This window comes from Pseudoalteromonas sp. JB197, assembly GCF_002332205.1.
GTDB lineage: Bacteria > Pseudomonadota > Gammaproteobacteria > Enterobacterales > Alteromonadaceae > Pseudoalteromonas > Pseudoalteromonas nigrifaciens.
In genome coordinates this window covers 1,551,534-1,577,043 of record NZ_NRGZ01000001.1, presented here as the reverse complement: position 1 = coordinate 1,577,043, position 25,510 = coordinate 1,551,534, and the positions used below count along the sequence as shown (strand labels likewise).

Genomic DNA, 25,510 nt, shown 5'->3' with positions numbered 1-25,510 from the left:
ATAAAAGTGAGCATTACCATTTAGGTAAATTTTCAACAAGTAGGGTTCATCCATGAAAAAATCAACTCTTGGCTTAGCGGTTATCGCTGCTATTCCAATGTTCTCAAGTGTGCAAGTTTTAGCGGCTGACGAAGCGGCAAAATCAATTGAAAAAATTCAAGTAACAGGTTCTCGTATTAACCGTACAGATATGGAAACGGCTAGCCCTATTACAGTTATTGGCGATGACTTTATTGCAAAGAGTGGTTATACATCAGTTGCAGACGTGCTTTCTAATCAACCATCAGCGGCAGGGATGAGCTTAGGTGGTTCGAGTAATAATGGTTCAGGTGGCACTGCTACTGTAAACCTACGTGGTATGAGCTCCAAGCGTACCCTAGTATTATTAAATGGTCGTCGTATGGTTTCATCTGGAACTGGTGCAGATTCGTCTGTTGATTTAAATACGATTCCAGTTGCAATGATAAAGTCTATTGAAATTTTAAAAGACGGTGCTTCTGCAGTATATGGTTCAGATGCTATCGCTGGTGTTGTTAATATAATAACAAAAAAAGATTTTGAAGGCTCAGAAGTTAATGTAGAAGGTAGCCGCACTACAAAAGGCGATGGTAATAACTACGGTGTAAGTTTATTACACGGAATGCAAATTGCTGAAGGTAATTTAGTTGTAGGTGCACAGTATTCAAGCCGCGGCGAAATAATCCAATCAGACAGAAGCTTTGTAGAGCCAGGTCAATCATCATATATTCCTGAGGGAACACTTGGTAGTAAAATGCCAGATGGAAATGGTGGTTTTATAGACCGCAATAAAGGCTATGATTATTCGACTTCTAGCTATGCACAAACACCAAATGACTTGTACAGTATTTTTACTAGCTTTGATAAAGAGTTAGACTCAGATACAACATTTAATGTTGATTTGATGTATACGCGCCGTGATTCGACTCAACAACTTGCGCCACAGCCAGCAAGCATAGATTTAAAAACAACGAATTTAGATGCTGCTTATACAAGTGCTTTTGTAGATGGTAATGGTGTACTTGCAGATACCTTAGAGTACCGCCGTAGAATGGTTGATGCTGGTCCTCGTATTTATGAGCAAAAAACCGATACATATAGAGCGTCAGTTGCATTAATGGGTACACTAGACAATGATGCTAGCTGGGATGTAAGTGCTACTTATGGCCGTAATGATTCTAAGGATAAAGTTCAAAATTCTATCCATGCAAGTAATGTTGAGCAAAGCATTTATGCTAATCAAGCGCTTTGGTTTGCTGGCGATGCATTAAATCGTGATATGTTAGTGTCAGATGGTGCAATTTACACTGAGTCAAATGAAGGTGGTAACGAGCAGTTTATCCTAGCTGCAGGTTACAGTGCACTAACAGATAACGATATTGGTTATGCAATTGGTGTTGAAAACAGATTTGAGAGTGGTTATTACACTCCAGATATGATCACTCAACGTGGTGAAAGTACAGCTGCACAACAAGATCCAACTGAAGGTGATTACTCAGTACAGTCTGTGTATTTTGAAGCGTCTATGCCAGTGCTTGAGTCAGTAACAATTGAAGGTGCTGCACGTTACGATAACTACTCAACGTTTGGTGGTGCAACAACGTGGAAGCTTGGTGCAACTTGGAACGTCACAGATGAATTTATGGTTCGCTCTGTATTAGCGACTGGCTTTAGGGCACCTAATGTTGCTGAGCTTTTTGGTGGTAACTCAGGCTCATTCGATTACCTTGCAGATCCATGGGGTAATGAGCAAGACCCTCAAATCGAAGTAAATTACACCAGTGACAAAAACCTTAAAGCAGAAGAAAGTAAGTCATTTACTTTTGGTATGGTATGGGAAATTACTGATGGCTTATCAAGCACCATGGATTACTGGAAGTTTGATATAACTGATGCAATTACGCGTCTAGACGTTCAAAACGAAATGAGAAGTTGTTTTGCTGGTACGCTTGAGTCATGTTCAGCAATCAATATTACATCAACAGGTGATTTATCAAATATGAGTTCAGCATTAACAAATGTTGGCTCGCAAAAAACATCTGGTGTTGATTGGAATATCTCATATAAAGCAGATAACTATGCTATCAACCTTGATACAACATACTTAATCGAATTTGAACAAGATGATATTGATTACACAGGCACTATCGATGGCAATATCGGTGGCTATGCTAAAATCAAATCGAATCTATCTGTAAATTACGATGTAAGCGAAGCTTTAAGCTTTCTTTATAATGCAAGATTCGTTAAAGGAATGGATGGCGAGTATTACGGTGACTTCTTTAGCACTGACAATACTGTTTATCATGATATTTCTATGAGCTACAGCGTAAGTGATGATTTACGCATTACTGGTGGTATGAATAATATCTTTGATAAAGAGCCTGAGTCTGTATTAGGTGGTAATGATATGGGAACAGTTCCTGAGATATACGATGTAATTGGTTCGCGTATTTTTGCGAGTGTTAATTTTAAATTTTAATTAGCAGAATAAATATTTTAAGGCCTAGTTTTTACTAGGCCTTTTTTATTGAACAAAATACTTCAGGCAAGTACACTAAGGAGCTATATTACAAGGAGATTTAATTGTTAAAGCAAGATGAAAATTTATCTTTTATTATTGAACCGCAGCTGGGCCAACGCTCAGAGCAACGCCTTGATTTATACTTTTCTATTCCCAACGAAATGGGCGTGAATGCACAAACCCTTAGTGAAGAATCCTATTTTAATAATCAATTTAAATCTTATTTAGCTTATAACGCCAATAATATTCACCTACCGCTAGTGCGAAGCCGTTTTGTAAGTAAAAACAAAGGTGAGCAGCGAGATTACCGACAAAACCTCAATTTGTATTGTTATCAGGTGCGCTTGGCTATTGATGCAGATATTAAAGAAACCCTCAAAATAGAAGACCCTGATGAATTTTATCAACGGGCGGGTGAGCTGTGCGAGCAAAGCCAAAGCTTATTAAGAAAACTAAGACGTTATACCCCTGAAGATGAAAAGCTAATTTCATTTTACACCAATGCCGATAACTACCTTAGTTGGCAAATAGAGCAGTCGTTTTTAAAACTGCTAGATGAAGGGCCACGCAGTAGTGACTATGCCAAAGAGCGCAACGACTTAGTTAACTTTTGTAAGTCAGAAAATAGCTATCGAGAAGAGCAACAATATAATTCAGAATCAACCCTTAAAGATGCAAACCGCATTACTAATAAAATGCGGTTATTGCAGCGTTTAATTGAACATGGCGTAATTTTAAACCGCCAAACTCGCTATCTTAATAGTTATTTAAAACGTTTAGTTAAGGGCTCGGTAACCGCTGTAATTATGGCGTTAGTGATGATAGTTATACTCAATGCACGCGCAACTTTTACAGAAGTTACAGCAACATTAATCTTAATATTGGGGCTTATTTATGGCCTTCGCGAAATATTTAAAGAAGATATAACCCGAATTATTTGGCGCTCTATTGTGCGTGGGCGGCCTAAGTGGCGTTTTATTTTTAAAAATAGCGTGACTAAAGACAAAGTAGCGAGTCAGTTTATTTGGTTAGAATATACGCGCTTTAAAAAAATCCCCAAAGAAGTACGTGCTATTTTCTCCAAACGCCGCCAACAAAATAAGCTCGCTGCACAGTGGTTACACTTTGCTAGCGAAACACGTGTAAATGCCCGAGAGTTTTTACCGGGTTACGATAGCTTGCATCAAACACTGCAATTTAGCCTTGCGCCGTTTTCTCGCTATCTTAAAAAAGGTGAGGGTAAGTTATATCATCTTGAGAGTAATAAGGTTTCTAAGCAGGCTGTAGAGCGGCGTTATCAATTAAATATGGTATTAGTGCTAACCGAGCGAGATAAAAAGCTGTATCAGCGTTATAAAATAACCATGAACCGCAGTAAAATAGTTAATATTGAACTTATTTACTCTGATGACGGTACTAAGCAGGAATAACAAAGGCTGTAACCGGTTACATCCCATGTTATTCCTCTAAAGGGTTAGCGTTAGTTGTTTGCTAACCCTTTTTTGGTAAATAAAGTTACCTTGTTTGATACGAGTATAATTTCGATATTTTTCGCATCGTCACCCCAAACGCAGTTGGTATGCAGTGTTTTTTCTACGCAGTTATCAGCGCTTCCTAAAAAAACTTCAACTTCTGATTTATCCATACCAATTTTTATTTTTTCGTAGTTCTCAACATTTACTTTAGAACACGCCGCTAGGCTTAGCGTTGCTGCAATAATCAGGAGTTTTTTCATTGTTATTTCCTATGTGTTAAATAACTTAATGTTTGAATTTTCTAATTTGGACGATCATTCCCATTCTAGGGTGATCAAAATAGTGTATTTCTTCACTTATTACTCGTCTAAATTGTGAAAAACGAGCGGCTTCTATTTCACCACTATCGTGCTTTTGGCTAATATCGAAATTAGCGGTTATGTATAAATAATGGCGTAAATGTATTTTAAATAAACCGTCGAGTTCCCACTTCATAGTGGGTTCTTTAGGTGCATTAAAAAAGGAATCTTGCGAGTTAACCAAACTAACAAAGTCTGGGTTTGCATAACTTGGGGCGCTAGGCTCTGCACTTTTAATATGCTCACCAGCGATTAAATGCATGCTAGGTGCACGCGACTTACTTGCCCCTTCAAAACGCCAGCCAGTATGTAATAGTGGCGTTAACCCTTTGCGCTCTAGGGCTTGGCGTTGGCTGTTAAATTGCAGTTGTGTTGGTGCTAAAAGGTATGTTTGCTGCATTGTATCTTGTGCAGCTACAAGCGGTGTTACCGGTAGGTGTTCATAACTTTTTAAATAATCAATACTGTTATCACACACCCCAGATTGCTGTTTTGAGTTAACTAAAGAATCTGTAAAAGAGCGTTTTTCAAAGCGTGTATCGCCATCAATACACGCTTGCATAGCTTGCTCAGTGTAAAGTGGGGTGAGTAAATCAAGTGTGTTTTTATCTTCAATAGCTGGTTTTTTAAGGCTAAAGTCTTCTTGTAAGTACGGAGCAGGGCGTTGTTTAAATACCAGTACTTCTACTTCAAACCAGCGCTCAGCAATTGCGGTGCTGCTAAATAAGCAGCATAAAATAATAAGCGATTTTTTTAGCAACATTAATGGCTAACCTTTTTTTCGAAATCTGCAAGCATTGCAGTGACCATTTTCAAGCGTTCGCGGGCATTTGCCTCGCTAATAACAAAGCGCAGTTTATTTGCGCCATCCATTTTGTACACGCGCGGTGCACTTTGTATCAAGCCTATGATGAAGCTAGGATTAACCTTAGTGTTTTGGCTAAATTCAAAGTAACCACCTTTCGGGTTTGCCTCAATTTTTGTTATACCTAAATCACTTGCTCGCATTTTTAATTGCTGCAGGCTAAAGAGGTTTTTAGCCGCGTCGGGTAATAAGCCAAAGCGGTCGATTAATTCTACCTGCAATTCGTCCATATCGGCAACATTAGCACAACTAGCAACGCGCTTGTACATACCTAAACGTGCGTTCACATCGTAAATATAATCATCGGGTAATAAAGCCGGTAGCTTTAAGTCTACCTCAGTTTGTTTTTGCAAGAGGTTTTCAAGGGTGGGCTCTTTGCCTTCTCGCAATGCTTTTACTGCTTGTTCAAGCATTTCCATGTATAAGCTAAAGCCAATGGTTTGCATTTGTCCTGATTGATCATCACCTAAAAGTTCACCCGCACCACGAATTTCTAAATCGTGGGTTGCTAGTGCAAAACCTGCGCCTAAGTCTTCTAATGACTCTATTGCTTGTAAGCGTTTGCTTGCATCTTTAGAAAGAGCTTTAGGATCGCCTGTTAATAAGTAGGCATAAGCTTGGTGATGGCTGCGACCAACACGTCCACGTAATTGGTGTAACTGCGCTAAACCTAGTTTGTCGGCTCTATCCATAATTATGGTGTTAGCAGTTGGTATGTCAATACCGGTTTCTATTATAGTGGTACACACTAATACGTTGTATTTTTGGTGGTAAAAGTCAGCCATTATTTGCTCAAGCTCTTGCTCGCGCATTTGCCCATGTGCACTGGTTACGTTTGCCTCGGGCACCCATTCACTTATTTCTTGTGCTACGCGCTCAATTGTCTCTACGTTATTATGTAAAAAGTAAACTTGGCCACCGCGTTTAATTTCTCGCAGTACCGCTTCACGTATTAATTCTACATCGCGTTGGCGCACAAAGGTTTTTACTGCTAAACGCTTTGCAGGTGGAGTGGCAATAATAGATAAGTCGCGCATACCGCTCATGGCCATATTTAAGGTACGCGGGATAGGCGTTGCAGTTAAAGTGAGTATGTCGACATCGGCGCGTAGCGCTTTAATCTTCTCCTTTTGGCGCACCCCAAAGCGATGTTCTTCATCAACAATTAATAAGCCTAAATCGTTAAATATAATATCAGCCTGGATCAGCTTATGAGTACCAATGACAATATCGAGCTTGCCGTTGGCCATTTTTTCAAGCGTGTCTTTTTGCTCTTTAGGTGAGTTAAAACGCGACAATACACCTACCTCAATAGGAAAGTCGGCAAAACGGTCTTTAAAGTTTTCAAAGTGTTGTTGGGCAAGTAATGTTGTAGGCACCAAAATAGCTACTTGTTTGTTATCGTTAACAGCTACAAATGCGGCGCGCATGGCGACTTCGGTTTTACCAAAGCCTACATCGCCACACACTAAACGGTCCATGGCTTGTTTTGATTGCATATCGCCTAATACGGCTTCAATGGCATTGCGTTGATCGTCGGTTTCTTCAAACGGGAAGCTGTCGCTAAATTGGCGATAAGCTGGGGCATCGAGGGTAAATTTATTCCCTGGTTTTGCTTGGCGCTGAGCGTAAATATCAAGTAACTCAGCGGCTACATCGTGCACTTTTTCAGCAGCACGTTTTTTAGCTTTGTCCCATGCATCTGAGCCAAGTTTATGCAGTGGTGCACTAGCTTCTTCGCCGCCCGAATAACGGCTGAGCATATGCAGCGCCGAAACCGGTACATACAGTTTTGCTTCACTGGCGTAAGTAATGGTAACAAATTCGGTGATAATGCCTGCGGCATCTATGGTTTGCAAACCTTGATAGCGACCAACGCCGTGATCAAGATGTACAATAGGTTGGCCTTCTTTAAGTTCGGCTAAGTTACGAATTAGTGCATCTTGGCTGGCTTGGTATTTATGCTTACGGCGACGGCGCTGCGATACTTTTATGCCAAGCAGTTCTTGTTCGGTGATAATAGATAAACTAGGTTTAGTACCTAATACAACACTTTGCTCCAGTGGGCTAACAATTAGGCCAACATCGCTTTGGCTTTTTGTAAACTGCTCAAAACTAGTAAATTCTTTAAACTTTAAGCCGCTAGGTTTTAATACTCCCAGTAATGACTCGCGCCGGCCATCCGACTCTACGCTTAGTAAAATACGGCCTTTTTGCTTTTTTTGCGCCGCTACATAGTTTATAAACGCACCGTAAGGTTCGCTTTGTTTATGATCAATGCGAATAACAGGTAATTCACTAACAGTTAAATTTTTATTGCCTGCTTTTGTACCTAGTTTTGCTTGAGATAAGCGAATACGCGCATAATTCCCTAAATTAGCAAACAATTCATTAATGGGTTGATACAGCGCGCTTGGCTCTAATAATGGACGCAGTGGGTCTACGCGGCGGTTTTCATAGCGCACGTTTACGTCATGCCAAAAATTATCGGCGGCATGTTCTAAATCACCGAGCTGCATTACCGTTGTGGTTTCAGGTAGGTAATCAAAAATAGTGGCCAGTTGCTCGAAAAACAGTGGCATATAATATTCTATACCGGCGGGCCAATTACCTTTACTCACTTGCATGTAAACAGAATCTTGCTGCGCGCTGGCACCAAACTTCTCACGGTACGCTATTCTAAAGCGTTCAATGTCGGCTTCGTTAGTGGGAAATTCGTGTGCCGGGAGCAGTTCAATTTTATCTACTTTTTCATCTGAGCGCTGGGTTTCAACATCAAATAAACGAATGCTGTCGAGCTCGTCGTCAAAAAAGTCGAGTCTAAAAGGATGCGGGCTGCCCATAGGGTATAAGTCGACAATAGAGCCGCGAATGGCGTACTCGCCGTGCTCCATTACTTGCTGTACGTTTAAATAACCCGCTTGTTCTAAATTATTTCTGAAATTATGAGTATCGAGCTTATCACCCACCTTAAAGTTAATTGTGGACCCATAAATAAACGAAGCCGGGGCGGTGCGCAGCATTAAGGTAGAAACAGGGACAATTAAAACACTTTGTTGCTCGTTTTTGAGCGTATTTAAAGTGGCTAAACGGGCAGAAATAATATCTTGATGAGGAGAAAAATGGTCGTAAGGTAGGGTTTCCCAGTCAGGAAATATCATTACCGGGTTGTCGGGCAATAAATATTCTAGCTCGGTTTCAAGGCGCAGGGCGCTTGGCGTGTCTGGGGTTACAATTAATACTAAATTGTCTTGTTGTTTTACACCCTCAGCAATAGCAATGCTTAAACCGCTGCCGCTAAGTTGCCCCCATTGAATTTTATCTTTTTGAGATTTCACCCAAGGCAAGGCTGCCCATTGCTCAAACGCCATTTATTACTCCATTTATAAATTGGCCCTAATTTATTATGTAATAAGGGCCAAGTAATTTTATTTAATCGCGGTAAATTTTTGTTAAGTCTTGGTAGTGATCAATTCTGCGGTCGCGCAAATACGGCCAAATACGTCTTACGTTTTCGCTGCGCTGTTGATCAAGCTCAATTACTAAAATTTGCTCGTCAGTATTATTAGCCTCAGCAAGTAATTCACCTTGTGGCCCTGCAATAAAAGAGTTCCCCCAAAATTGAATCCCTTCGCTTTGCTCACTTGGGTCTTGCTCGACTCCAACGCGGTTACAACTAATTACCGGTACACCATTGGCAATCGCATGGGCGCGCTGGCTAATAACCCACGCATCTTTTTGGCGGGTTTGTTCATCGCTATCATCACGCGGATCCCAGCCTATTGCAGTTGGATAAATAAGTAGCTCAGCACCGGCCATTGCCATTAAGCGTGCAGCTTCAGGAAACCACTGATCCCAACATACTAATACGCCCAATTTACCTACTGAGGTTTGAATTGGCTCAAAGCCTAAATCGCCTGGAGTAAAGTAAAATTTTTCGTAAAAACCAGGGTCATCGGGAATATGCATTTTACGGTATTTACCGGCAATACTGCCGTCATTTTCAAGTACTACAGCGGTATTGTGATAAAGGCCGGTAGCACGTTTTTCAAATAACGACGCCACAATTACAATGCTTAACTCTTTTGCCAGCTCACCTAAAGTATGCGTGCTTGGGCCTGGAATGGTTTCGGCTAAATCAAACACGTCTACATCTTCGGTTTGGCAAAAGTACAGGCTACGGTGTAGCTCTTGCAGCACAACTAATTTAGCGCCTTTGCTGGCTGCTTCACGAATTGCGGCAATCGACTTTGCCATATTTTGCTCAGCATTATCGCTATTGCTTTGTTGTACGAGTGCAACGGTTAATTTTGCAGGGCTGGTCATTGAGCTGCTCCAGTTAAAAATCCACGTGGGAGTTGCATTGTTATACAGTGCAAACTGCCAAATTGTTCAATAATAGGTAGGCAATTAATGCCCACTATTGTGTGCTCTGGGTACGCTTGTTGAATTTGCGCTAAGGCGAGCTTATCGCTTACATCATCGTACGTTGGTACTAATACCGTATTATTAATAATTAAGTAGTTAGCATAGGTGGCAGGCAAACGTGTTTGCTCATCGTCATACACTGCTTTGGGCCAAGGTAAGGCAATTAAATTATATGGGGTGTTATCGGTAGTTTTAAAGCCTTGAAGCTGTTTTTCCATCGCATGCAGCGCGTTGTAATGCTCATCGGTTTTATCGTCGCACTGTAAATAAACAAGAGTATTGTTTGGTGCAAAGCGAACTAGCGTGTCTATGTGGCTGTCGGTGTCGTCGCCCGCTAAATAACCATGCTTAACCCATAAAAAGTCAGTTGCTCCTAAGTGCTGTTTTAACAGTGTTGCAATGTCACTTGGGGTTAAATTTGGGTTGCGGTTTTTATTGAGCAAACATTCACTGGTAGTAAGTAGTACGCCGTGTTCGTTTATTTCAATGCCACCGCCTTCAAGCACCATATCTACTGCTTGGTAGTCATTATTTGTATCGCTAAGCTCATTGACTAAAACACGGTTTATTTGATTATCTAAATTACTTGCAAATTTATTGCCCCAACCGTTAAAGGTAAAATCATACACTTTAAGCTGATTAGGGTTATTTATAGCGGCGCAAGTAAGGGGGCCGTGATCGCGTGCCCATGTATCATTTGTTGGTGTAACTACAAAGTGAACACAGTTTAAGGGGACGTTGGCGGCGTGCAATAGCGCAATAACATGCTCTTTTACAGGCTCACTGTGCGCTACAATAACTAACTGTTGTACTGCGGTAATATGTTTTGCAAGCGCTACATACACAGGCTCAACGCGTGCTAAGTTTTCAGCCCAATCGGTGTTTTTATGCGGCCAAGTTAGCATAACAGCGTCTTGCTCGGCCCATTCTGGTAAAAGTCTAAAATTCATGAGTAATTGATACAAATTAAGGTAGCGCTAGTTTAGCAGTTTGAGTGTACATGTCAGCTATTTATCATCTGCTTGCATGTTTTGTGATTGCTCTAATTGCTGGCGTTTTTTTAGTTGTCGGGTTTGCGCATGCAAACTGGCTCTAACGACTAGTTCTTGGTCGCTGTCTCTTATGGCTATAAAGAGTAAAGTGTATTGGTAATGCTCGGTATCGATTTTTTTAATTGCAACGACTTCGGTATAGCAATAAACAGCAGACGCTTCATGGTGTAAAAAAAGTTTAGTCCGAAACTTTTGCCCTAAAGAATAAACATCCTCTGTTGTAAATTTTACGCCACCGCCGCCATAACTATCGCAATAAATAGCGTTATCTTCGCTTTGCTCTGAGGAGAGAACATGGCTCATTATTAAGTCTATTTTACGTGATTGCGCTTGTAAAAAAACTGCTAGCTCTTGGGCAACATCACCTAAATTACGCAGTGGTCCAAGCGCGCTTTGCTCTAAGCTACTTACTTCATTAGCGAGTTTAAATAAAGGGGGAATGTCTGCGTCTAACTGGGTAAGGTTTTTTGGAACGGCGTTATCATCAACTATGTATAGGTTTACACGGTTACTTTCATCAATTTGAAAATATTGTTCAAACTCACTTAATCTTTGACTGTTCATAGCACTCTCCGCAACACATTTAAGTAATAATAGCGCCCTTAGTGCTAAATTACTAGAATATATGTTATTTTGAATAACTGCTTGAATACTTTATTTATATTCATTTTATAAATATAAAAAAACGGCCAACGTTATCCTAACATTGGCCGCTGGGGTATTGATTAATTTTTACCACTTTAATCATGGCACATAGATGCCGTATGGGGAGGAGACCATTACATCAGGTTATTTAAGCAGCTCGGTTAACTCATGTAAGTTTTTTACAACATGATCTGGTTTTTTAGCCAGTGGGTAAAGTGCTTTACCTGGGCGTGCAATAAAAGTGGTTTGTAAACCGGCTGCTTTTGCGCCGGCTACGTCCCAACCATGTGCTGCAACCATCATGGCTTCATTTGGTTTTACATTAAGTTTTTTAAGTACCCATTGGTACGCACGTAAATCAGGCTTGTACACTTTAATATCTTCAATGCTGTAGCGCTCGTCAAAATAATGGGTTAAACCAGCGCTTTCAAATTGTGCTTGTACGCCTTTATTTGAAGAGTTTGTTAGGCTAACCAGCTTATAACCTTGTGCTCTTAATGCAGCTAAACCTGCTTTTACGTCTGCGTGTGGAGGCAGTGTTAATAATGGTGTAACAATCGCGGTTTTTGCTTGCTCGCTGGTAATATTAATATTGTTGTTTTGTGCCACCATTATAATGACGCCACGCCAATTTGGCCAAAGTCTTGGTAATCGCCAATTACAGTTGATACCAACGAGTGGTGTAGCATAGTAGAAAACCACAATGGTAATAAATCCTCTCGCCCACCAAGTGCTTCGCCTATAGAAGCGCGCATTGAATCTAGATCAAGGAGTGTTTCGTTAACGTCAAAAATTAACACTTTAGGTTTATTTGAGGTTTGTTCGGCCATAGTATCTCCAGATAATAGGCTTGCGCCTAAAATTAATGAAAGGGTTAGGGTTTTTAGGGATGTTAATACAGACATTATTTACTCTCAGATTTTAAAGCGTTTAATACATCAAAAGGTTCAGCGCGTAGGGTGTAGTCTTCAGTTACAAATGCGTAAGTGATCACACCTTGTTGATTAATAACATAAGTGGCCGGTAGTGGTAGTTGAAAGCTTTTATCGCCGTAGTAGTGCTCAAATCAATACCAAATTCGGTATATAACGCTTGAATACGCTCATCGAGTGTAAACAATAAACCGAACTGCTTGGCTATTTTATTACTTACATCTGAAAGTACATCAAATTCAAGGTCGTTTTTTTGCGCCGTTGACAGTGTTTCATCAGGAAGTTGTGGTGAAATGGCAATTAACTGTGCATTTTGCGCTTTAAATTGTGGTAAGTAATCATTCAGGGCTTTTAACTCTAAATTGCAATAAGGGCACCAGCCACCACGGTAAAAGCTAATAATTACTGGGCCTTGTTTTAATAATGTCGCAAGTTCAACCGTGTTCTCTTGATGATTAGCCAAGCTAAAATTGGTAACTTTTTGCCCTACCTGTAATGCATTATCTTTAATGTGCTGGGCAATAAGCTCTGCGTTTGTCGTATTCATTAGTGCTATAACATCTGCAGGGAGCTTTGCTTCTTTTTGCACGTTATAGGCATCAATTTGCGCTTTTAAACTCATATATAACCTCAATAATTAAGTTACGTTAGATTATATAGTTTTAGTTATTTAAATATAGATTGCAAAAGTGAAAGCTTCATTCGAAAATATTAAACATTGAAAACCCAAAGTAGCTTTTTATGTATAACATAAGTGATTTAGAAACTTTTATAGCCGTAGTAGAGAATAAAGGTGTACTTGCCGCTGCGCGCGAGCAAGGTTTATCGCCAGCAACAGTGAGCCATCGCCTTAGTAAATTAGAGCGAGAGTTGTCTACTGTTTTAGTCTTTAGGGATAGTCGGCGAGTACGTTTATCGCCTGCAGGAGAGGTGTTTTACACGCGTGTGGGCGCTATTATTGAGGCACTGCACGATGCAGAGCATAGTATAGGTGCTCGCAGCTCAACTGCGAGTGGGTTGCTAAGGGTAACTATGCCACCGTGGATTTTTTCTAAGTATGTTATGCCTAAGCTCAGCGAGTTTGAAAGTGAATATCCTCAATTAAAACTCGACTTTTTAATTACGGACCACTTTATTAATGTGGTTGATGATGCTCAAGATGTGGCTATAAGAGTAGGGCAGTTTAACGACTCTGGCATGTTGTCGCGTAAAATAGTCAATAATAGCCGTGTGTTATGTGCAGCGCCTAGCTATATAAATAAACAGGGTATGCCAAGTAATTTAACCGAGCTTGCGGCGCATTATTGAAGACGTTATTTTATCGGGCGCACTGCGCTACGATAATTATAAAGGCTTTGGTGATACGGTTAACTTTAAACTAGCGGGTAACTGGTCGATTACTGACGATATATCACTGCGTGGTGCATTAAGCTCAGGTTTTAGAGCGCCGTCAATGCAGCAGCTGTATTTTAATAATATCAGTACTCAGTTTGTTGTTGATGATGTTACTGGCAACTTAGTTGCCGAAGAAGTCGGTACTTTTAGAAACGACTCAACATTAGCGCAAAGCTTAGGTATTCCAAAACTAACAGAAGAAAAGTCGCAAAACCGCAGCTTAGGTATAGTGTATAACGTAACAGACAACATTAACGTAACGCTCGACTATTACTCAATTGATATAGACGATCGTATAGTTATCAGTAATCGTTTAGGTAAAGGGTTGTCGCCAAGTCTTGACGCTGCATTAATAAGCTCAGGTGCTGGTGCGGGTCAGTTCTTTTTAAATGGTGCTGATACAGAAACGCAAGGTATTGACTTTGTTGCTACCTGGAACACTGAAGGGTTAGGCGGTACGCTTGATTTTACCTTAGCAGCTAACTTTACTAAAACCGATGTGGTGTCGTTATTTACCCCGGCAGGTTCAGGTTTAGAAACAGTACCGGTTGAGGACGTGTTCTCTGACCAAGAAATTTCGATTATTGAAGAATGGCAACCAGAGGATCGCATTAACTTAAGTGCGCTTTACCAACGTGATGACTGGACAGTTAATTTGTCACTTAATCGCTTTGGTGAGTACACAGTAGAAGATGGCGGCCGCCAGACTTACGGTGCCGAAATATTAACTGATGTTAAAGTAAATTACTTTATAACTGAGAACTTATCGGTAAATATTGGCGCAAATAACTTATTTGATGTCTACCCAGATGAAAATACTATAGGTAATTCACGTACTGGTACTATTGTAGACGCCCAAGGCAATACCATTGTAAGCAGCCCAGGGGTATTTAAATACTCTCGCCGTTCAGCCCCATTTGGCTTTAACGGTGCGTATTACTACCTAGGTGCAGAATACCGCTTTTAATTATAGATACTCCCATTTTTATACTTAATATAAAGCCCAGCATTTAAGAATGCTGGGCTTTTTTAATTGTTTAACCTGAACTCAGCTTTAGGTTGAGTTATTATCCAGAATTTAGGCTACTTACTGCTTTTTCATTCGGCTCATTTCAGCATGACAGCTTTGCATTGTTAGTAATGCTTTAGCTAGTACAGCTTCGCAGTCTGCGGGTTGTGGTTTTTTCATTGCATCTTTAATTTCTTCGAGGGTTTTATCCTCAACTTCTTCTAGCTCTTTAATATACGTATCGTCGTTATTGCTGCTAAATTTAGTGATAAGCGCAGTGTAAGCACGGCGCGCTTCTACCGCAAATGATGAGCCATCCTCACGTTCGCCTTGTTCATTAACAGCAAAAGGTTGTAAGCGTTCAACGGTTACCTTACGTGCATCAATCATGCGCTGGAAAAGGGCGGCAACAGCGGGATCTTTTACGTTCTGTTGGGCTTTTTCGTAAAAATCTATACCACTATTCATTACTTGGATGATGTCAGAAATATGATTTACTTCATTACTTTGATGGGTGTTCATAATGACCTCTCTTATAAATGAAATTAAATGTTCATTTATATAAAAGCAAAGGTTGTTCCACTATAAATACTTTCGTAATCATTTGTTTTTATTGGTATAAATGTATTTTTAGGATGATGTTTGCTTACTTGTTAGATTAAGTAAGCAAATTTTACAAAGCTTTTGTAACGGTATTACTTAAGTTCTTCAGCAACTTCGGCTACTTTTTGACGTAACCAAATATGACTAGCATCGCGATGTAACAACGGGCTCCAAATCATATCTAACTCAAACGGTTGAATAGGAAAAGGAGGTTCTAATATTTTAAGACTAGGATCGTCTATATAAATGTTAGCTGCTTTGGAGGGCAATGTTGCTATTAAGTTTTGTACTTTGGCTAAATGTACTGCCACATGATAGTTACGGGTAAAGGTGGCAATATTACGGTGTTTACCAAAATGAGCGAGTGCTTCATCAACCCAGCCGAGTTTTTGCACATCTTTAGGATCCATTCCTACGCCTACACCAAAACCGGTTTTACTTACCCAAATATGGCGTGCTTTTAAGTAGCTCTCTAGGCTAAAATTGTCAATAATCGGGTTATCGGATTTAACTAAACAGCAAAAACTGTCTTTCCAAATGCGTTTATGATGAAACGATTGCGGTAGGTTTTCAAAGCGATTGATTGCCATATCCACTTTGCCATTTTCCACATCATGAAAGGTCACATCACTAGGGGTGAGTATATCTAAGGTGGTGTCGGGGGCTTCTGCGTGTAATTTACTTAATAGCTTGGGCGCTAAGGTACTGGCCGCATAGTCACTGGCCATTATTCTAAATACGCGCTTACTTTGGCTTGCTTCAAACTCACGATTAGGCGCAAGTGTTTCCTCTAGGGTCATTAATATACCGCGAATAACGGGTTGTAACTCTAACGCGCGCTCTGTGGGTACCATGCCATCGCTGGTGCGTACTAAAATAGGATCGTTAAATAAGTTACGAAGGCGCTTTAAGCCATTGCTCATGGCAGGTTGAGTAATACTTAACCGGTTTGCTGCGCGGGTAACATTACATTCGCGCAATAAAGTATCGAGATAAACCAGTAAATTTAAATCTATTTTACTTATATTCATTGTGTGTCCTTAACGCTTTACCAGTGATGGATAAAACGTTGTGCTGTCGGGTATGGATAAATATGACTAACCTGACCATTTTTAATATTTTGCTGTGCTTGCTTCCAAAAGTTAACATCAATAAGCTCTGGATGTGTGCTCATTAAAAACTGCTTATAGATTGGGTTAGGCATTACAAAGGTGCAAAGTTGCTCAGGGAATACATCTTGCGGCGCAACCGAATAGCTTTGCTCATCCATTAAGTAGTCGTCATACGTTTTTGCTTTAGGCAGTGCTCTAAAATTCATGTCGGTTAAATATTGCACTTCATCGTAATCATAAAAAATAATGCGTTTGTGTTTACTAACACCAAAGTTTTTTAACAGCATGTCGCCGGGAAATATATTAACAGCAATCATTTCTTTTAGTGCCTGGCCGTACTCTTCAATCGCGTCGGCGGCACTGGCATCATCGGCATTTTCTAAAAATAGATTAAGCGGTGTCATGCGTCGCTCAATATATAAATGTTTGATAATTAGCCAGTCGCCTTCAATTACCATGGATGAACCAATGGTTTGGTGCAACTGCTGCAACAAGTTACTATCAAACCGCGCTAAAGGAAATACGACGTTAGAATACTCTATGGTGTCGGCCATGCGGCCAACCCGATCGTGTTTTTTAACTAACTGGTAGCGCTTTAACACGGTATCACGACCAAAAGGTTTACTTTCGCCAAATTTATCTTTAATAACTTTAAATACATAGCCGAATGAGGGCAGGGTAAATACCATCATCACCATGCCTGGTGTACCAGGGGCGATAGTAAACTCGTCGTTAGAGTGAGTTAAATGATTTAAAAACTCACGGTAAAACTCGGTTTTACCTTGTTTATGAAAGCCAATAGCGTTGTAGAGCTCAGCTATGGTTTTATTGGGCATTAATTGGTTTAAAAATCGCACTAATGCGCAAGGCGCATGGGTTTCTACCATAAAGTAGGCACGCGCAAAACCAAAAATAACTCGCATTTGCGACGATTTAGTAAGTAGTGCGTCTAGGTACAAGCCTTTATCTTCATGGTGTAGTACTGCAATAATAAACGGCTGTACGCCGCTTTGCGATACCACTCGCCCTACAATATAGGCGGCTTTGTTACGGTAAAATGGGGTGTGTAGTATATCAAAGCGCATTTGCCATGCTTTATGGTGCGTATCGGGCGCTTGTTTATAAAATGCTTTTACCAGCAGTCGTATGTCTCGTTCTAAATTTACAAAGGGGGCTTTAAAATCAAAGTGATTAATGATTTGTTTAATTGTGGGCTTTAGGCCGTCAACTACAGGAAAATAGCTGCGATACTCAGCTTCTACGGGCACTGCAGGCGCATCTTTTAGAGTGGCTTCTACAAAAATAAAGTCGTTATGAAAATAACGGCGATGATACAGGCGGCAAAATACCGAGTTATAAAAAGTTTCGGCAAGCTCAGCTTGAGGATGGAAACATAAAAAATGTTGATAGAGCTTTTTTACTTCTAACCACAGTTGTTCGTCGAGTTGTTCGGTTTGTTGTTGTCGAAGTGTGGCGGTGGTTTCGTTAACCCGATCATCATAATGGCTAATACGTAATCGGCTTATATCATTAATTGCTTGCCAGTCTCTTTTAGCAAACGCCAGCGGTGCTTTTGCCGTGGTTTTTTGAAATAACAGGTAGTGCTTTTTAAAGCCCGTTAAAATTAATTCAGCAATATGACGAGGCTGCATCATTACTCCTTATTAGACGCTAGAGCTTATACTCTATCGTTGTTAAGAGTATGTTATTCTCGATTTAAAACCAAGCTAAATTAAGATGTTATTTATTCATGAGATAAAGATTACTGGTAGTTGTCTATTTTTTTTTGTAATTTATTAATGCGCTTTTTTACCATATTAATTTGTGCTTTATAGTTTTTGCTAATTACTTTTTGTTTTTTAGCAATATCGGCGGCAATGCGTTTTTTATCTTCCTTGGCTAAAATATGGTTAAGGCGCTGTTGCTGTTTATAATCAGCTTGGTCTTTTTTACGATCTAATATTGCTAACTTATGTTGGTTACTGCGCAGTTCTGCCTGTAAACCTGCTAGTAAGCTTTCGCGCTCTAGTTCGTTTAATTGCTTGGTGTAATCTACTTTAGGGCCGACTTGCTGATTTATTGTGGTGTTAACTTTGTATACGGTGGCGTTGTTATCGCACGGGAATTGAGAAAAGGTGGTGCCTTCTGGTGTAACGCACTTGTAGTAATTGGTTGCACTGAAACTGTTAAAGCTTAGGGTTGTAAGCAAGAGGAAAATAAAAATACAGTTCAGTTTAATCATATTGGCTATCCCTAAGAGTGTTTTACTGTGTTAAATATATAACGTTAAAGTAAAACTATAACCTAGCTTGGCGGTATAGCAAGCTAGGTCAATAATAGCCTTATTGAGTAAAGGTTTTTAACTTTTTAATACTGTGGACTAAAAATGGAATGTCTAAGCCTTGCTCAATCGAAAACCCTTCGGCGGCAGAAATATTTTTAAAGTCGCCATCAGGATCAATTAAGGTAATTCTATCCTTTTTATACGCAATAACCACGCCTTGAGAATAATTAACACCCATATTATCTTTTTTCTGGTGTAAGTTAACACCGAGCATAGTTTGCTCAGCAATAGCGTTGCAGTTTAAATACTGCCCAACAGCGGTCGCTATTATATCGCTAGGTTGAATAAGGCCATTAACGCGAGTGATCCGTTTATCGGAGCTATAAAGCGTTGAGGTAATTACCACCTCTTTATTAGTATCAGCCAAACTAAAAGCATAAATATGGGTGTTTTTATCGCGAGGTGTTAAGTCATCAGTGCCTTTAATAATTCTAATTGCACTATTGGTATGGGTTTGATCGTTAATGAAGTCTAACGCTGCAATACCATTTACTTCAACACTGCGACGTTGGCTTTGCCATGCGGGTAATGTTTGCTCATTTATAATTGTAGATTTATAAAATGCCGGTAAACCATAAACTAAACTAAAGAGCATGTCGTTATGATCGGTTGGTTGTAAAAACTGCTTAGTGCTATACAAGTTTTTATTACTGGCAAATTGAGCAAGCTGCTGCGCTGTTTCAAATACAAAAATATCAATTTTAGCCGGTTTGTAACTTTCGCATTTTATTAGCGGTGTAGGCAATTGGTAGCTAATGTTTTGCTGATTAATTTGCACGTTATGCGCTTGTTTATAGCTTTTTATGTCTAGTAGATCATTTTTAGCTAATAAGCTTTTAGCCGTTGTAGGATACGAAAGCGGTAAAAAGTTATCTTGTTTAGTTACATCAAACTTTAAATTAGCGTCAGCCCAAATATGAATACTATGACTTAAAGCAAAACAAATCACTAAAAATGAACTCGCGTAGCGAGCAAACTTGAGCTGCTTTAAACGCGCTAAATTTTGCCAAGTAAAATTACTGACCGTTAACTGAAAACCTAAAATAACTAAAACTATGCCACCGGCTAAAATAGTTGTTAAAGCGGGTGAGCTGTTTAAGCGGTGCCATAAAAGCGAAATGATCTCAGGTAAAGCAGAACTACTTAAGTGATAACCTAAATTAAAATAAACATAAGCATCAAGTGTGAGTAAAGAGGCGCCAAAGGTAGCAATAACTGCAGCCATACCGCGAATATGGCGAGGGTATGGAAAAACTAAACTGAGCGGAAATACCGTCAGCACAAACGCTAAAAAGGCAATAAAGCTAGTATGGCTAAGCCAAGTAACTAGCATATAAGTAATACCCATAAAGCTTGTAGGTGGCGAGTCGGCAAACAAGTAGCTTAAGCTAATTAAGAGCGCTAAGCCAATATTGGCAAAGGTAAACCAATGCCCCCAACTTAGTAATTGACTCGCTTTTGATGAAAACTGATTGTGCTGCGATAAATTCATAGAGTTTATTTAACCGACTGTGCGAGAGCTTTAGCAAAGTTCTCGGTAACGGCTTGTCTTTTCCCTGTTGGTACATGCTCTTTTAAGATATGCGTGATAGAATTTCCTAAACACATAAGACTCAAATCAACCGGCGCATTGTGTTGAGTTAACACATCAATAAGCTGATCGACGATTTGTTCTACTTGTTCATTAGAGTATTTTGATAAGATTGGCATCAGTTGGTTCAATTTAATAGTTATATTCTCACATTTTAACACCAGAGGCGTGAAAAACAAAGATGGCAACAGACGTTAAAAAACTAGTCGTTCATTATGTAGACAAAAAAGACGGCGATACTCAAATTCATTTGCGTAATGATGAAATGCTAATCAACGATAAAGTAGCTGTGTTTATTGAGCAATTGCATCATGCATATAATGGTAAGCCAGGTAAAGGCTTTTGCGCTTTCAGTGGCGATAAAAACAGCGTAGTTGCATCGGCAATGCAAAGTTACCGTAACAACGAACTTGGCTTTTGGCATATGACAGATCAAGCATCGAGTGTGTTAAAAGAGGAACTTGATAAATACGCATTTAATGAAACCGGTTATTTAGTGTTTTGTCACTATCAGTATGTGGCTACAGACTACATGCTGATTGCGATGATTAATATTAAAGAGCATTACTCAATTACCTCTGAGCTTGATTTAGCATCGTCACGTCATTTAGATATTTCGCGTATGCAATTAGCGGCACGAATCGATTTAACCGCTTGGGACACCCAAGCGCAAGACAATCGTTATATTTCATTTATTAAAGGCCGCGCAGGGCGCAAAGTTGCCGATTTCTTCTTAGACTTTTTAGGCTGTGAAGAAGGTATTGATCCTAAACAACAAAGCCAAGTAATGCTCAGTGCTGTAGAGGATTACTTATCAGAGCAACAATTTGATAAATCAGAAAAAGACGATTTACGTAAACAAGTATTTGATTACTGTAATGATTGTGTAACGACAGGTGAAGATGCCAACGTAAGTGAGCTTTCGGCAACACTTACAAAAGGCGATGACAGTCCGTTTGACAGCTTTTGCAAAGAGCAAAGTTACGATTTAGAAGAGTCATTCCCCGTTGATAAAAAAACAGTGGCAAGTATGGTTAAGTTCTCCGGTTTAGGTGGCGGTGTAAGTGTGAGCTTTGAGCGTAAACACTTAGGTGAACGTGTTACTTATAATGAAGCAACCGATACCTTAGTGATCAAAGGCATTCCGCCAAACTTAAAAGATCAGTTACAACGCTTCATGGAAAAAGAACAAGACTAATGCGATTGATCTAAAGTTACAGGTACAAAAAAGCCCCGCTAGTTAATAATTAACTAGCGGGGCTTTTTAATGAGTATTGTTAATCAACACTCATTGTTTTAGTCATTGTAGAACTTGCACGACCAGCAGGTTTGATTGAACCCGCACGCAAGCCACTGTCTGGCACTAGTTCACGTTTATCGTGAGCCATAGCAACAGATGTATGTTTTACTTCGCTATCAGCTACAGGGGTAGGCTGTGCCATTGGCGCACTTGCTGACCCTTGAGCTATCGCTGTTTTAACATGTGGTGCTGCAGTTACTACTGGAGTTTCAACTTTAGCTGGCTCTTCAGTTACTACTGGAGTTTCAACTTTAGCTGGCTCTTCAGTTACCACTGGAGTTTCAACTTTAGCTGGCTCTTCAGTTACTACTGGAGTTTCAACTTTAGCTGGCTCTTCAGTTACCACTGGAGTTTCAACTTTAGCTGGCTCTTCAGCTGCTACTGGCGTTTCAACTTTAGCTGGCTCTTCAGCTGCTACTGGAGTTTCAACCTTAGCTGGCTCTTCAGCTGCTACTGGCGTTTCAACTTTAGCTGGCTCTTCAGCTGCTACTGGAGTTTCAACCTTAGCTGGCTCTTCAGCTGCTACTGGCGTTTCAACTTTAGCTGGCTCTTCAGCTGCTACTGGAGTTTCAACCTTAGCTGGCTCTTCAGCTGCTACTGGCGTTTCAACTTTAGCTGGCTCTTCAGCTGCTACTGGAGTTTCAACCTTAGCTGGCTCTTCAGCTGCTACTGGCGTTTCAACTTTAGCTGGCTCTTCAGCTGCTACTGGAGTTTCAACCTTAGCTGGCTCTTCAGCTGCTACTGGCGTTTCAACTTTAGCTGGCTCTTCAGCTGCCACTGGAGTTTCAACCTTAGCTGGCTCTTCAGTTACTACTGGAGTTTCAACCTTAGCTGGCTCTTCAGTTTGTACTGGCTCTTCTACAGCTTCAACTTTGGCTAAGTCTTCAACCGCAACGGCTTGTTCAACTTGTTGCGCTGCATCCGCAGGTGTAGCTGCAGATTTAGCTTTAAGCTCTGCTTCATACTCTGCAGCAGCTTGGTCGGCAACAGGAACAAATGCCGGTGCTTCATCTGACTTAGCTTCATTGCCTTCACCTTCAGGGCGACGACGACGCTGACCTGATGCACGAAGATGACGAGGTGAGCGACGTGAACGTGTACGAGTTTGCTCTTGCTCGTCTTCGGTTGTAGGTGTTTCATCGTTAGAATCAACATCTTCAACTTTTTCTTCTTTAATATGAGCTGTTTTTTCTGCCGCTGTTTGAGTTTGCTTTTCTACAACAGGTGCTTGCTCTTGGGCTACTGGTGTTTCTTTTTCTGTAGCTTGTACAGGTGTTTCATCTGTTGTTTGTACCTGCTCAGCATTTTCATCTTGCAGGCGTACTTTTTTACGCAAATTACGACGCTGGCGACGAACCTTTGGTTTTTGATCCTTTGGCTCTTCGGCTTGAACTGGCTTAGTTTCAGCTTCTGCTTTTGCAGGTGCATCAACTTTTACTGCATCTTTATCTTCAGTGCGTGGCTCTGGGCGCTTACGTGAATTAGGATTGCGACGACGCTTATTGCGATTCTCGCCTCTCTCTTGGTTCTCGTTAGTTTGCGTTGCTGCTTCAGGTGTTGATACAGAGTTAGTTTTAACCTCTTCATCCGCAGTACGCTCAGTGCGTGGCTTAGAACGAGGGTTATTACGGCGACGCTGATTGTTGTTATTACGGCGACGATTATCGTTATTACGCGTATTGTCGCGCGTTTCTTGTTGCTGTTTTTGTGTTTCTTCTTTTTTCACTTCAACGGTTTCGCTGGCGAATAAAGATTTAAACCACTTACCAATTGCATCCAGTAAACCGCTTTGCGCTTTAGTTTCAGCAGGGGCAACAACGTTAGCAGGAGCCGCTTGTGGAGCTGGTGTTGCAGGCATTACAACGCCTTTTAACATTGGCTCTTCACGTACTGGTGCTACAGGCGACTTAGACATTTCAAATGCTTCAGGCTCTGGAGCAACAATTTGTCCATAGCTTACTGTTTCAATCGTTTCGTCTTTACGTAAGCGCATTACTTCGTAGTGTGGTGTTTCCATGTGTTGATTAGGAATGATCACTATGTCGCACTTATGTTGTTTTTCCATGCGATGAACACTACGGCGCTGTTCATTTAATAAATAAGCGGCAACAGCAACAGGCACTTGAGCATTAACTTGTGCAGTGTTGTCTTTAATTGCTTCTTCTTCAATTAAACGCAAAATAGACAGTGCAATTGATTCGTTAGAACGAATCGTACCTTGACCACTACAACGTGGACATGGGCCTTGGCTTGCTTCACCTAATGAAGGGCGCAGACGCTGACGCGACATTTCGAGTAAACCAAAACGTGAAATTTTACCAATTTGCACACGAGCACGATCAGGACGAACAGCGTCTTTTAGACGGTTTTCTACTTCACGCTGATGGCGTGGTGGTGTCATATCGATAAAATCGATAACAATTAAGCCACCTAAGTCGCGAAGACGTAATTGACGTGCAATTTCATCTGCTGCTTCTAAGTTAGTATTAAGTGCTGTTTCTTCAATATCGCCGCCTTTTGTTGCTTTAGACGAGTTAATATCGATAGAGGTTAATGCTTCTGTAGGATCAATTACAATTGAACCACCTGAAGGCAAGCGTACTTCACGCTGGAACGCAGACTCAATTTGGCTTTCAATTTGGTAATGCGTAAATAATGGCGTATCACCTTGATAAAGCTTAACACGGCTCATAAAGTCAGGGCGAAAACGTTCAATATGCGCTTTAGCTTCTTCAAAAACACGTGGCTTATCAATTAGTATTTCGCCAATATCACGACGTAAATAGTCGCGAATTGCGCGAAATATTACGTTGCTTTCTTGGTGAATTAAAAACGGCGCTTTAGCACTGTCGGCTGCAACACCAATTGCTTCCCAATGAACAAGTAAGGCTTTTAAATCGTAGTTTAATTCTTCAAACGATTTGCCAACACCAGCAGTACGAACAATTAAGCCCATACCTTTAGGAAGTTCTAAGCGGCTAAGTGACTCTTTAAGTTCAGTACGCTCATCACCTTCAATGCGACGAGATATACCGCCAGCACGAGGGTTATTAGGCATTAAAACTAAGTAGCTACCGGCAACGCTGATAAAGGTAGTAAGTGCGGCGCCTTTTTGGCCACGCTCTTCTTTATCAACTTGTACTATAACTTCTTGACCTTCTTTGATCACGTCACGAATATTCGGACGGCCATGGAAAGTGTACCCAGCTGGGAAGTAAGTACGGGCAATTTCTTTTAAAGGAAGGAAACCATGACGATCAGCACCGTATTCAACAAATGCTGCTTCAAGAGATGGTTCAATGCGAGTAATTTTGCCTTTATAAATATTGGCTTTTTTCTGTTCGTGACCTGGGCTTTCTATATCTAAATCATATAGGCGCTGGCCGTCAACCAGTGCTACGCGCATTTCTTCTTGCTGCGTTGCATTGATTAGCATACGTTTCATATTGTTACTCTACTAGTTTGTGTCGCTGACATGACGCTGTTTTCACGTCTGTTCAGTTATTCCTATTTTTAGAATGTGCAGCCTCACGACTGGGTCTTTAATGGAACGGCTCTGTTTTTTGCGTACGCAGTATTTTTAAATGCAGGCAAACAATAGTGTATTTATTACTATTAAATTCATAGCAGGGCTAAAACTGTCGGCTTTTCAGCTACGTTACACGTTTTACCCAGAAGTTGGCCTGTCATACTAATCTTATTAAATGCCGTTCATATTTAGGCGCATAGGGCTCGTTAAGTAAGTGAGTAATACAATGTGATGTACTACTAAAATCCATTTTTGTGAGCAAAAATCGCTGCCAATGTTAATGACGACTTATTTATTAGATTTTTTTAGTTCTAAATAAGCTGCTGTAC

16 protein-coding genes and 4 pseudogenes are annotated in these 25,510 nt (G+C 40.5%); 5 read left to right on the top strand and 15 right to left on the bottom strand.

Translation table 11 applies throughout. The features are described from left to right. The first annotated feature begins 52 nt into the window (after positions 1-52). Together CIK86_RS07440 and CIK86_RS07435 are read left to right on the top strand one after the other, a co-directional pair. Positions 53-2,500 carry a TonB-dependent receptor gene (locus CIK86_RS07440; RefSeq protein ID WP_086994921.1) on the top strand — a complete coding sequence of 816 codons (2,448 nt, stop codon included), beginning with the start codon at positions 53-55 and terminating at the stop codon, positions 2,498-2,500. Positions 2,501-2,604: 104 nt separating this feature from the next. Beyond that, the gene (locus CIK86_RS07435) at positions 2,605-3,972 is read left to right on the top strand and encodes a hypothetical protein (protein ID WP_086994924.1); all 1,368 of its coding nucleotides are present in this window, start codon (positions 2,605-2,607) and stop codon (positions 3,970-3,972) included. Positions 3,973-4,022: 50 nt separating this feature from the next. On the opposite strand, the gene CIK86_RS07430 is transcribed toward CIK86_RS07435, so the two are convergent. The 8 genes and pseudogenes from CIK86_RS07430 to CIK86_RS07395 all read right to left on the bottom strand — a co-directional run bounded on the left by CIK86_RS07430 (position 4,023) and on the right by CIK86_RS07395 (position 12,920). Next, positions 4,023-4,277, bottom strand: a complete 255-nt coding sequence (locus CIK86_RS07430) for a DUF3862 domain-containing protein (RefSeq protein WP_086994927.1) — start codon at positions 4,275-4,277, stop codon at positions 4,023-4,025. 25 nt (positions 4,278-4,302) lie between these two features. Then, positions 4,303-5,139: a peptidoglycan binding protein CsiV gene (locus CIK86_RS07425; RefSeq protein WP_086994930.1), complete on the bottom strand. Its 837-nt coding sequence runs from the start codon at positions 5,137-5,139 to the stop codon at positions 4,303-4,305. Further along, on the bottom strand, positions 5,139-8,612 hold the full coding sequence (gene mfd, locus CIK86_RS07420; RefSeq protein WP_086994933.1) for a transcription-repair coupling factor: 3,474 nt from the start codon (positions 8,610-8,612) through the stop codon (positions 5,139-5,141). Before mfd ends, CIK86_RS07425 begins: the two co-directional genes overlap by 1 nt. 61 nt (positions 8,613-8,673) lie before the next feature. Next, entirely contained in the window at positions 8,674-9,567 is an 894-nt protein-coding gene (locus CIK86_RS07415; RefSeq protein WP_086994936.1) for a carbon-nitrogen hydrolase, read from the bottom strand. Beyond that, entirely contained in the window at positions 9,564-10,619 is a 1,056-nt protein-coding gene (locus tag CIK86_RS07410) for an agmatine deiminase family protein (protein WP_086994939.1), read from the bottom strand. The genes CIK86_RS07415 and CIK86_RS07410 overlap by 4 nt, the downstream gene beginning before the upstream one ends. A 57-nt stretch (positions 10,620-10,676) precedes the next feature. Beyond that, entirely contained in the window at positions 10,677-11,285 is a 609-nt protein-coding gene (locus CIK86_RS07405) for a PilZ domain-containing protein (RefSeq protein ID WP_086994942.1), read from the bottom strand. A gap of 225 nt (positions 11,286-11,510) precedes the next feature. Beyond that, positions 11,511-12,271 (bottom strand): annotated as a pseudogene (locus CIK86_RS07400) (haloacid dehalogenase type II). Beyond that, a pseudogene (locus CIK86_RS07395) lies at positions 12,271-12,920 on the bottom strand (peroxiredoxin-like family protein). Before CIK86_RS07395 ends, CIK86_RS07400 begins: the two co-directional pseudogenes overlap by 1 nt. 119 nt (positions 12,921-13,039) lie before the next feature. On the opposite strand from CIK86_RS07395, the pseudogene CIK86_RS07390 reads away from it, so the two are divergent. Both CIK86_RS07390 and CIK86_RS07385 read left to right on the top strand, forming a co-directional pair. After that, a pseudogene (locus CIK86_RS07390) lies at positions 13,040-13,603 on the top strand (LysR family transcriptional regulator); the annotation flags it as partial. Further along, positions 13,599-14,660: pseudogene (locus tag CIK86_RS07385) on the top strand (TonB-dependent receptor); the annotation flags it as partial. The pseudogenes CIK86_RS07390 and CIK86_RS07385, both read left to right, overlap by 5 nt. Positions 14,661-14,780: 120 nt before the next feature. On the opposite strand, the gene CIK86_RS07380 reads toward CIK86_RS07385, so the two are convergent. The 6 genes from CIK86_RS07380 to CIK86_RS07355 all read right to left on the bottom strand — a co-directional run bounded on the left by CIK86_RS07380 (position 14,781) and on the right by CIK86_RS07355 (position 20,471). Further along, positions 14,781-15,224, bottom strand: a complete 444-nt coding sequence (locus CIK86_RS07380) for a PA2169 family four-helix-bundle protein (RefSeq protein WP_011328498.1) — start codon at positions 15,222-15,224, stop codon at positions 14,781-14,783. A gap of 173 nt (positions 15,225-15,397) precedes the next feature. Beyond that, positions 15,398-16,336: a LysR family transcriptional regulator gene (locus CIK86_RS07375; protein WP_086994945.1), complete on the bottom strand. Its 939-nt coding sequence runs from the start codon at positions 16,334-16,336 to the stop codon at positions 15,398-15,400. 17 nt (positions 16,337-16,353) lie between these two features. After that, on the bottom strand, positions 16,354-18,069 hold the full coding sequence (gene aceK / locus CIK86_RS07370) for a bifunctional isocitrate dehydrogenase kinase/phosphatase (protein ID WP_011328496.1): 1,716 nt from the start codon (positions 18,067-18,069) through the stop codon (positions 16,354-16,356). A 110-nt stretch (positions 18,070-18,179) separates the two neighbouring features. Continuing rightward, positions 18,180-18,659, bottom strand: a complete 480-nt coding sequence (locus CIK86_RS07365) for a hypothetical protein (RefSeq protein ID WP_086994948.1) — start codon at positions 18,657-18,659, stop codon at positions 18,180-18,182. Positions 18,660-18,759: 100 nt separating this feature from the next. Beyond that, positions 18,760-20,253 carry a DUF3413 domain-containing protein gene (locus tag CIK86_RS07360; RefSeq protein WP_086994951.1) on the bottom strand — a complete coding sequence of 498 codons (1,494 nt, stop codon included), beginning with the start codon at positions 20,251-20,253 and terminating at the stop codon, positions 18,760-18,762. A 5-nt stretch (positions 20,254-20,258) separates the two neighbouring features. Next, positions 20,259-20,471 carry a DUF1414 domain-containing protein gene (locus CIK86_RS07355; RefSeq protein ID WP_011328493.1) on the bottom strand — a complete coding sequence of 71 codons (213 nt, stop codon included), beginning with the start codon at positions 20,469-20,471 and terminating at the stop codon, positions 20,259-20,261. Positions 20,472-20,533: 62 nt separating this feature from the next. Between CIK86_RS07355 and yejK the strand changes: the two genes are divergently transcribed. Then, the gene (gene yejK / locus CIK86_RS07350) at positions 20,534-21,550 is read left to right on the top strand and encodes a nucleoid-associated protein YejK (protein WP_011328492.1); all 1,017 of its coding nucleotides are present in this window, start codon (positions 20,534-20,536) and stop codon (positions 21,548-21,550) included. A 79-nt stretch (positions 21,551-21,629) separates the two neighbouring features. Here the strand turns inward: yejK and rne are convergent, their stop codons facing one another. Continuing rightward, the gene (rne, locus tag CIK86_RS07345) at positions 21,630-25,097 is read right to left on the bottom strand and encodes a ribonuclease E (protein ID WP_096317095.1); all 3,468 of its coding nucleotides are present in this window, start codon (positions 25,095-25,097) and stop codon (positions 21,630-21,632) included. Positions 25,098-25,510: the final 413 nt, after the last annotated feature.

Coding starts and splice junctions, on each gene's coding strand:
- CIK86_RS07440 (WP_086994921.1), top strand. CDS start 53: ATGAAAAAATCAACTCTTGGCTTAGCGGTTATCGCTGCTATTCCAATG.
- CIK86_RS07430 (WP_086994927.1), bottom strand. CDS start 4,277: ATGAAAAAACTCCTGATTATTGCAGCAACGCTAAGCCTAGCGGCGTGT.
- CIK86_RS07425 (WP_086994930.1), bottom strand. CDS start 5,139: ATGTTGCTAAAAAAATCGCTTATTATTTTATGCTGCTTATTTAGCAGC.
- mfd (WP_086994933.1), bottom strand. CDS start 8,612: ATGGCGTTTGAGCAATGGGCAGCCTTGCCTTGGGTGAAATCTCAAAAA.
- CIK86_RS07415 (WP_086994936.1), bottom strand. CDS start 9,567: ATGACCAGCCCTGCAAAATTAACCGTTGCACTCGTACAACAAAGCAAT.
- CIK86_RS07410 (WP_086994939.1), bottom strand. CDS start 10,619: ATGAATTTTAGACTTTTACCAGAATGGGCCGAGCAAGACGCTGTTATG.
- CIK86_RS07405 (WP_086994942.1), bottom strand. CDS start 11,285: ATGAACAGTCAAAGATTAAGTGAGTTTGAACAATATTTTCAAATTGAT.
- CIK86_RS07380 (WP_011328498.1), bottom strand. CDS start 15,224: ATGAACACCCATCAAAGTAATGAAGTAAATCATATTTCTGACATCATC.
- CIK86_RS07375 (WP_086994945.1), bottom strand. CDS start 16,336: ATGAATATAAGTAAAATAGATTTAAATTTACTGGTTTATCTCGATACT.
- aceK (WP_011328496.1), bottom strand. CDS start 18,069: ATGCAGCCTCGTCATATTGCTGAATTAATTTTAACGGGCTTTAAAAAG.
- CIK86_RS07365 (WP_086994948.1), bottom strand. CDS start 18,659: ATGATTAAACTGAACTGTATTTTTATTTTCCTCTTGCTTACAACCCTA.
- CIK86_RS07360 (WP_086994951.1), bottom strand. CDS start 20,253: ATGAATTTATCGCAGCACAATCAGTTTTCATCAAAAGCGAGTCAATTA.
- CIK86_RS07355 (WP_011328493.1), bottom strand. CDS start 20,471: ATGCCAATCTTATCAAAATACTCTAATGAACAAGTAGAACAAATCGTC.
- yejK (WP_011328492.1), top strand. CDS start 20,534: ATGGCAACAGACGTTAAAAAACTAGTCGTTCATTATGTAGACAAAAAA.
- rne (WP_096317095.1), bottom strand. CDS start 25,097: ATGAAACGTATGCTAATCAATGCAACGCAGCAAGAAGAAATGCGCGTA.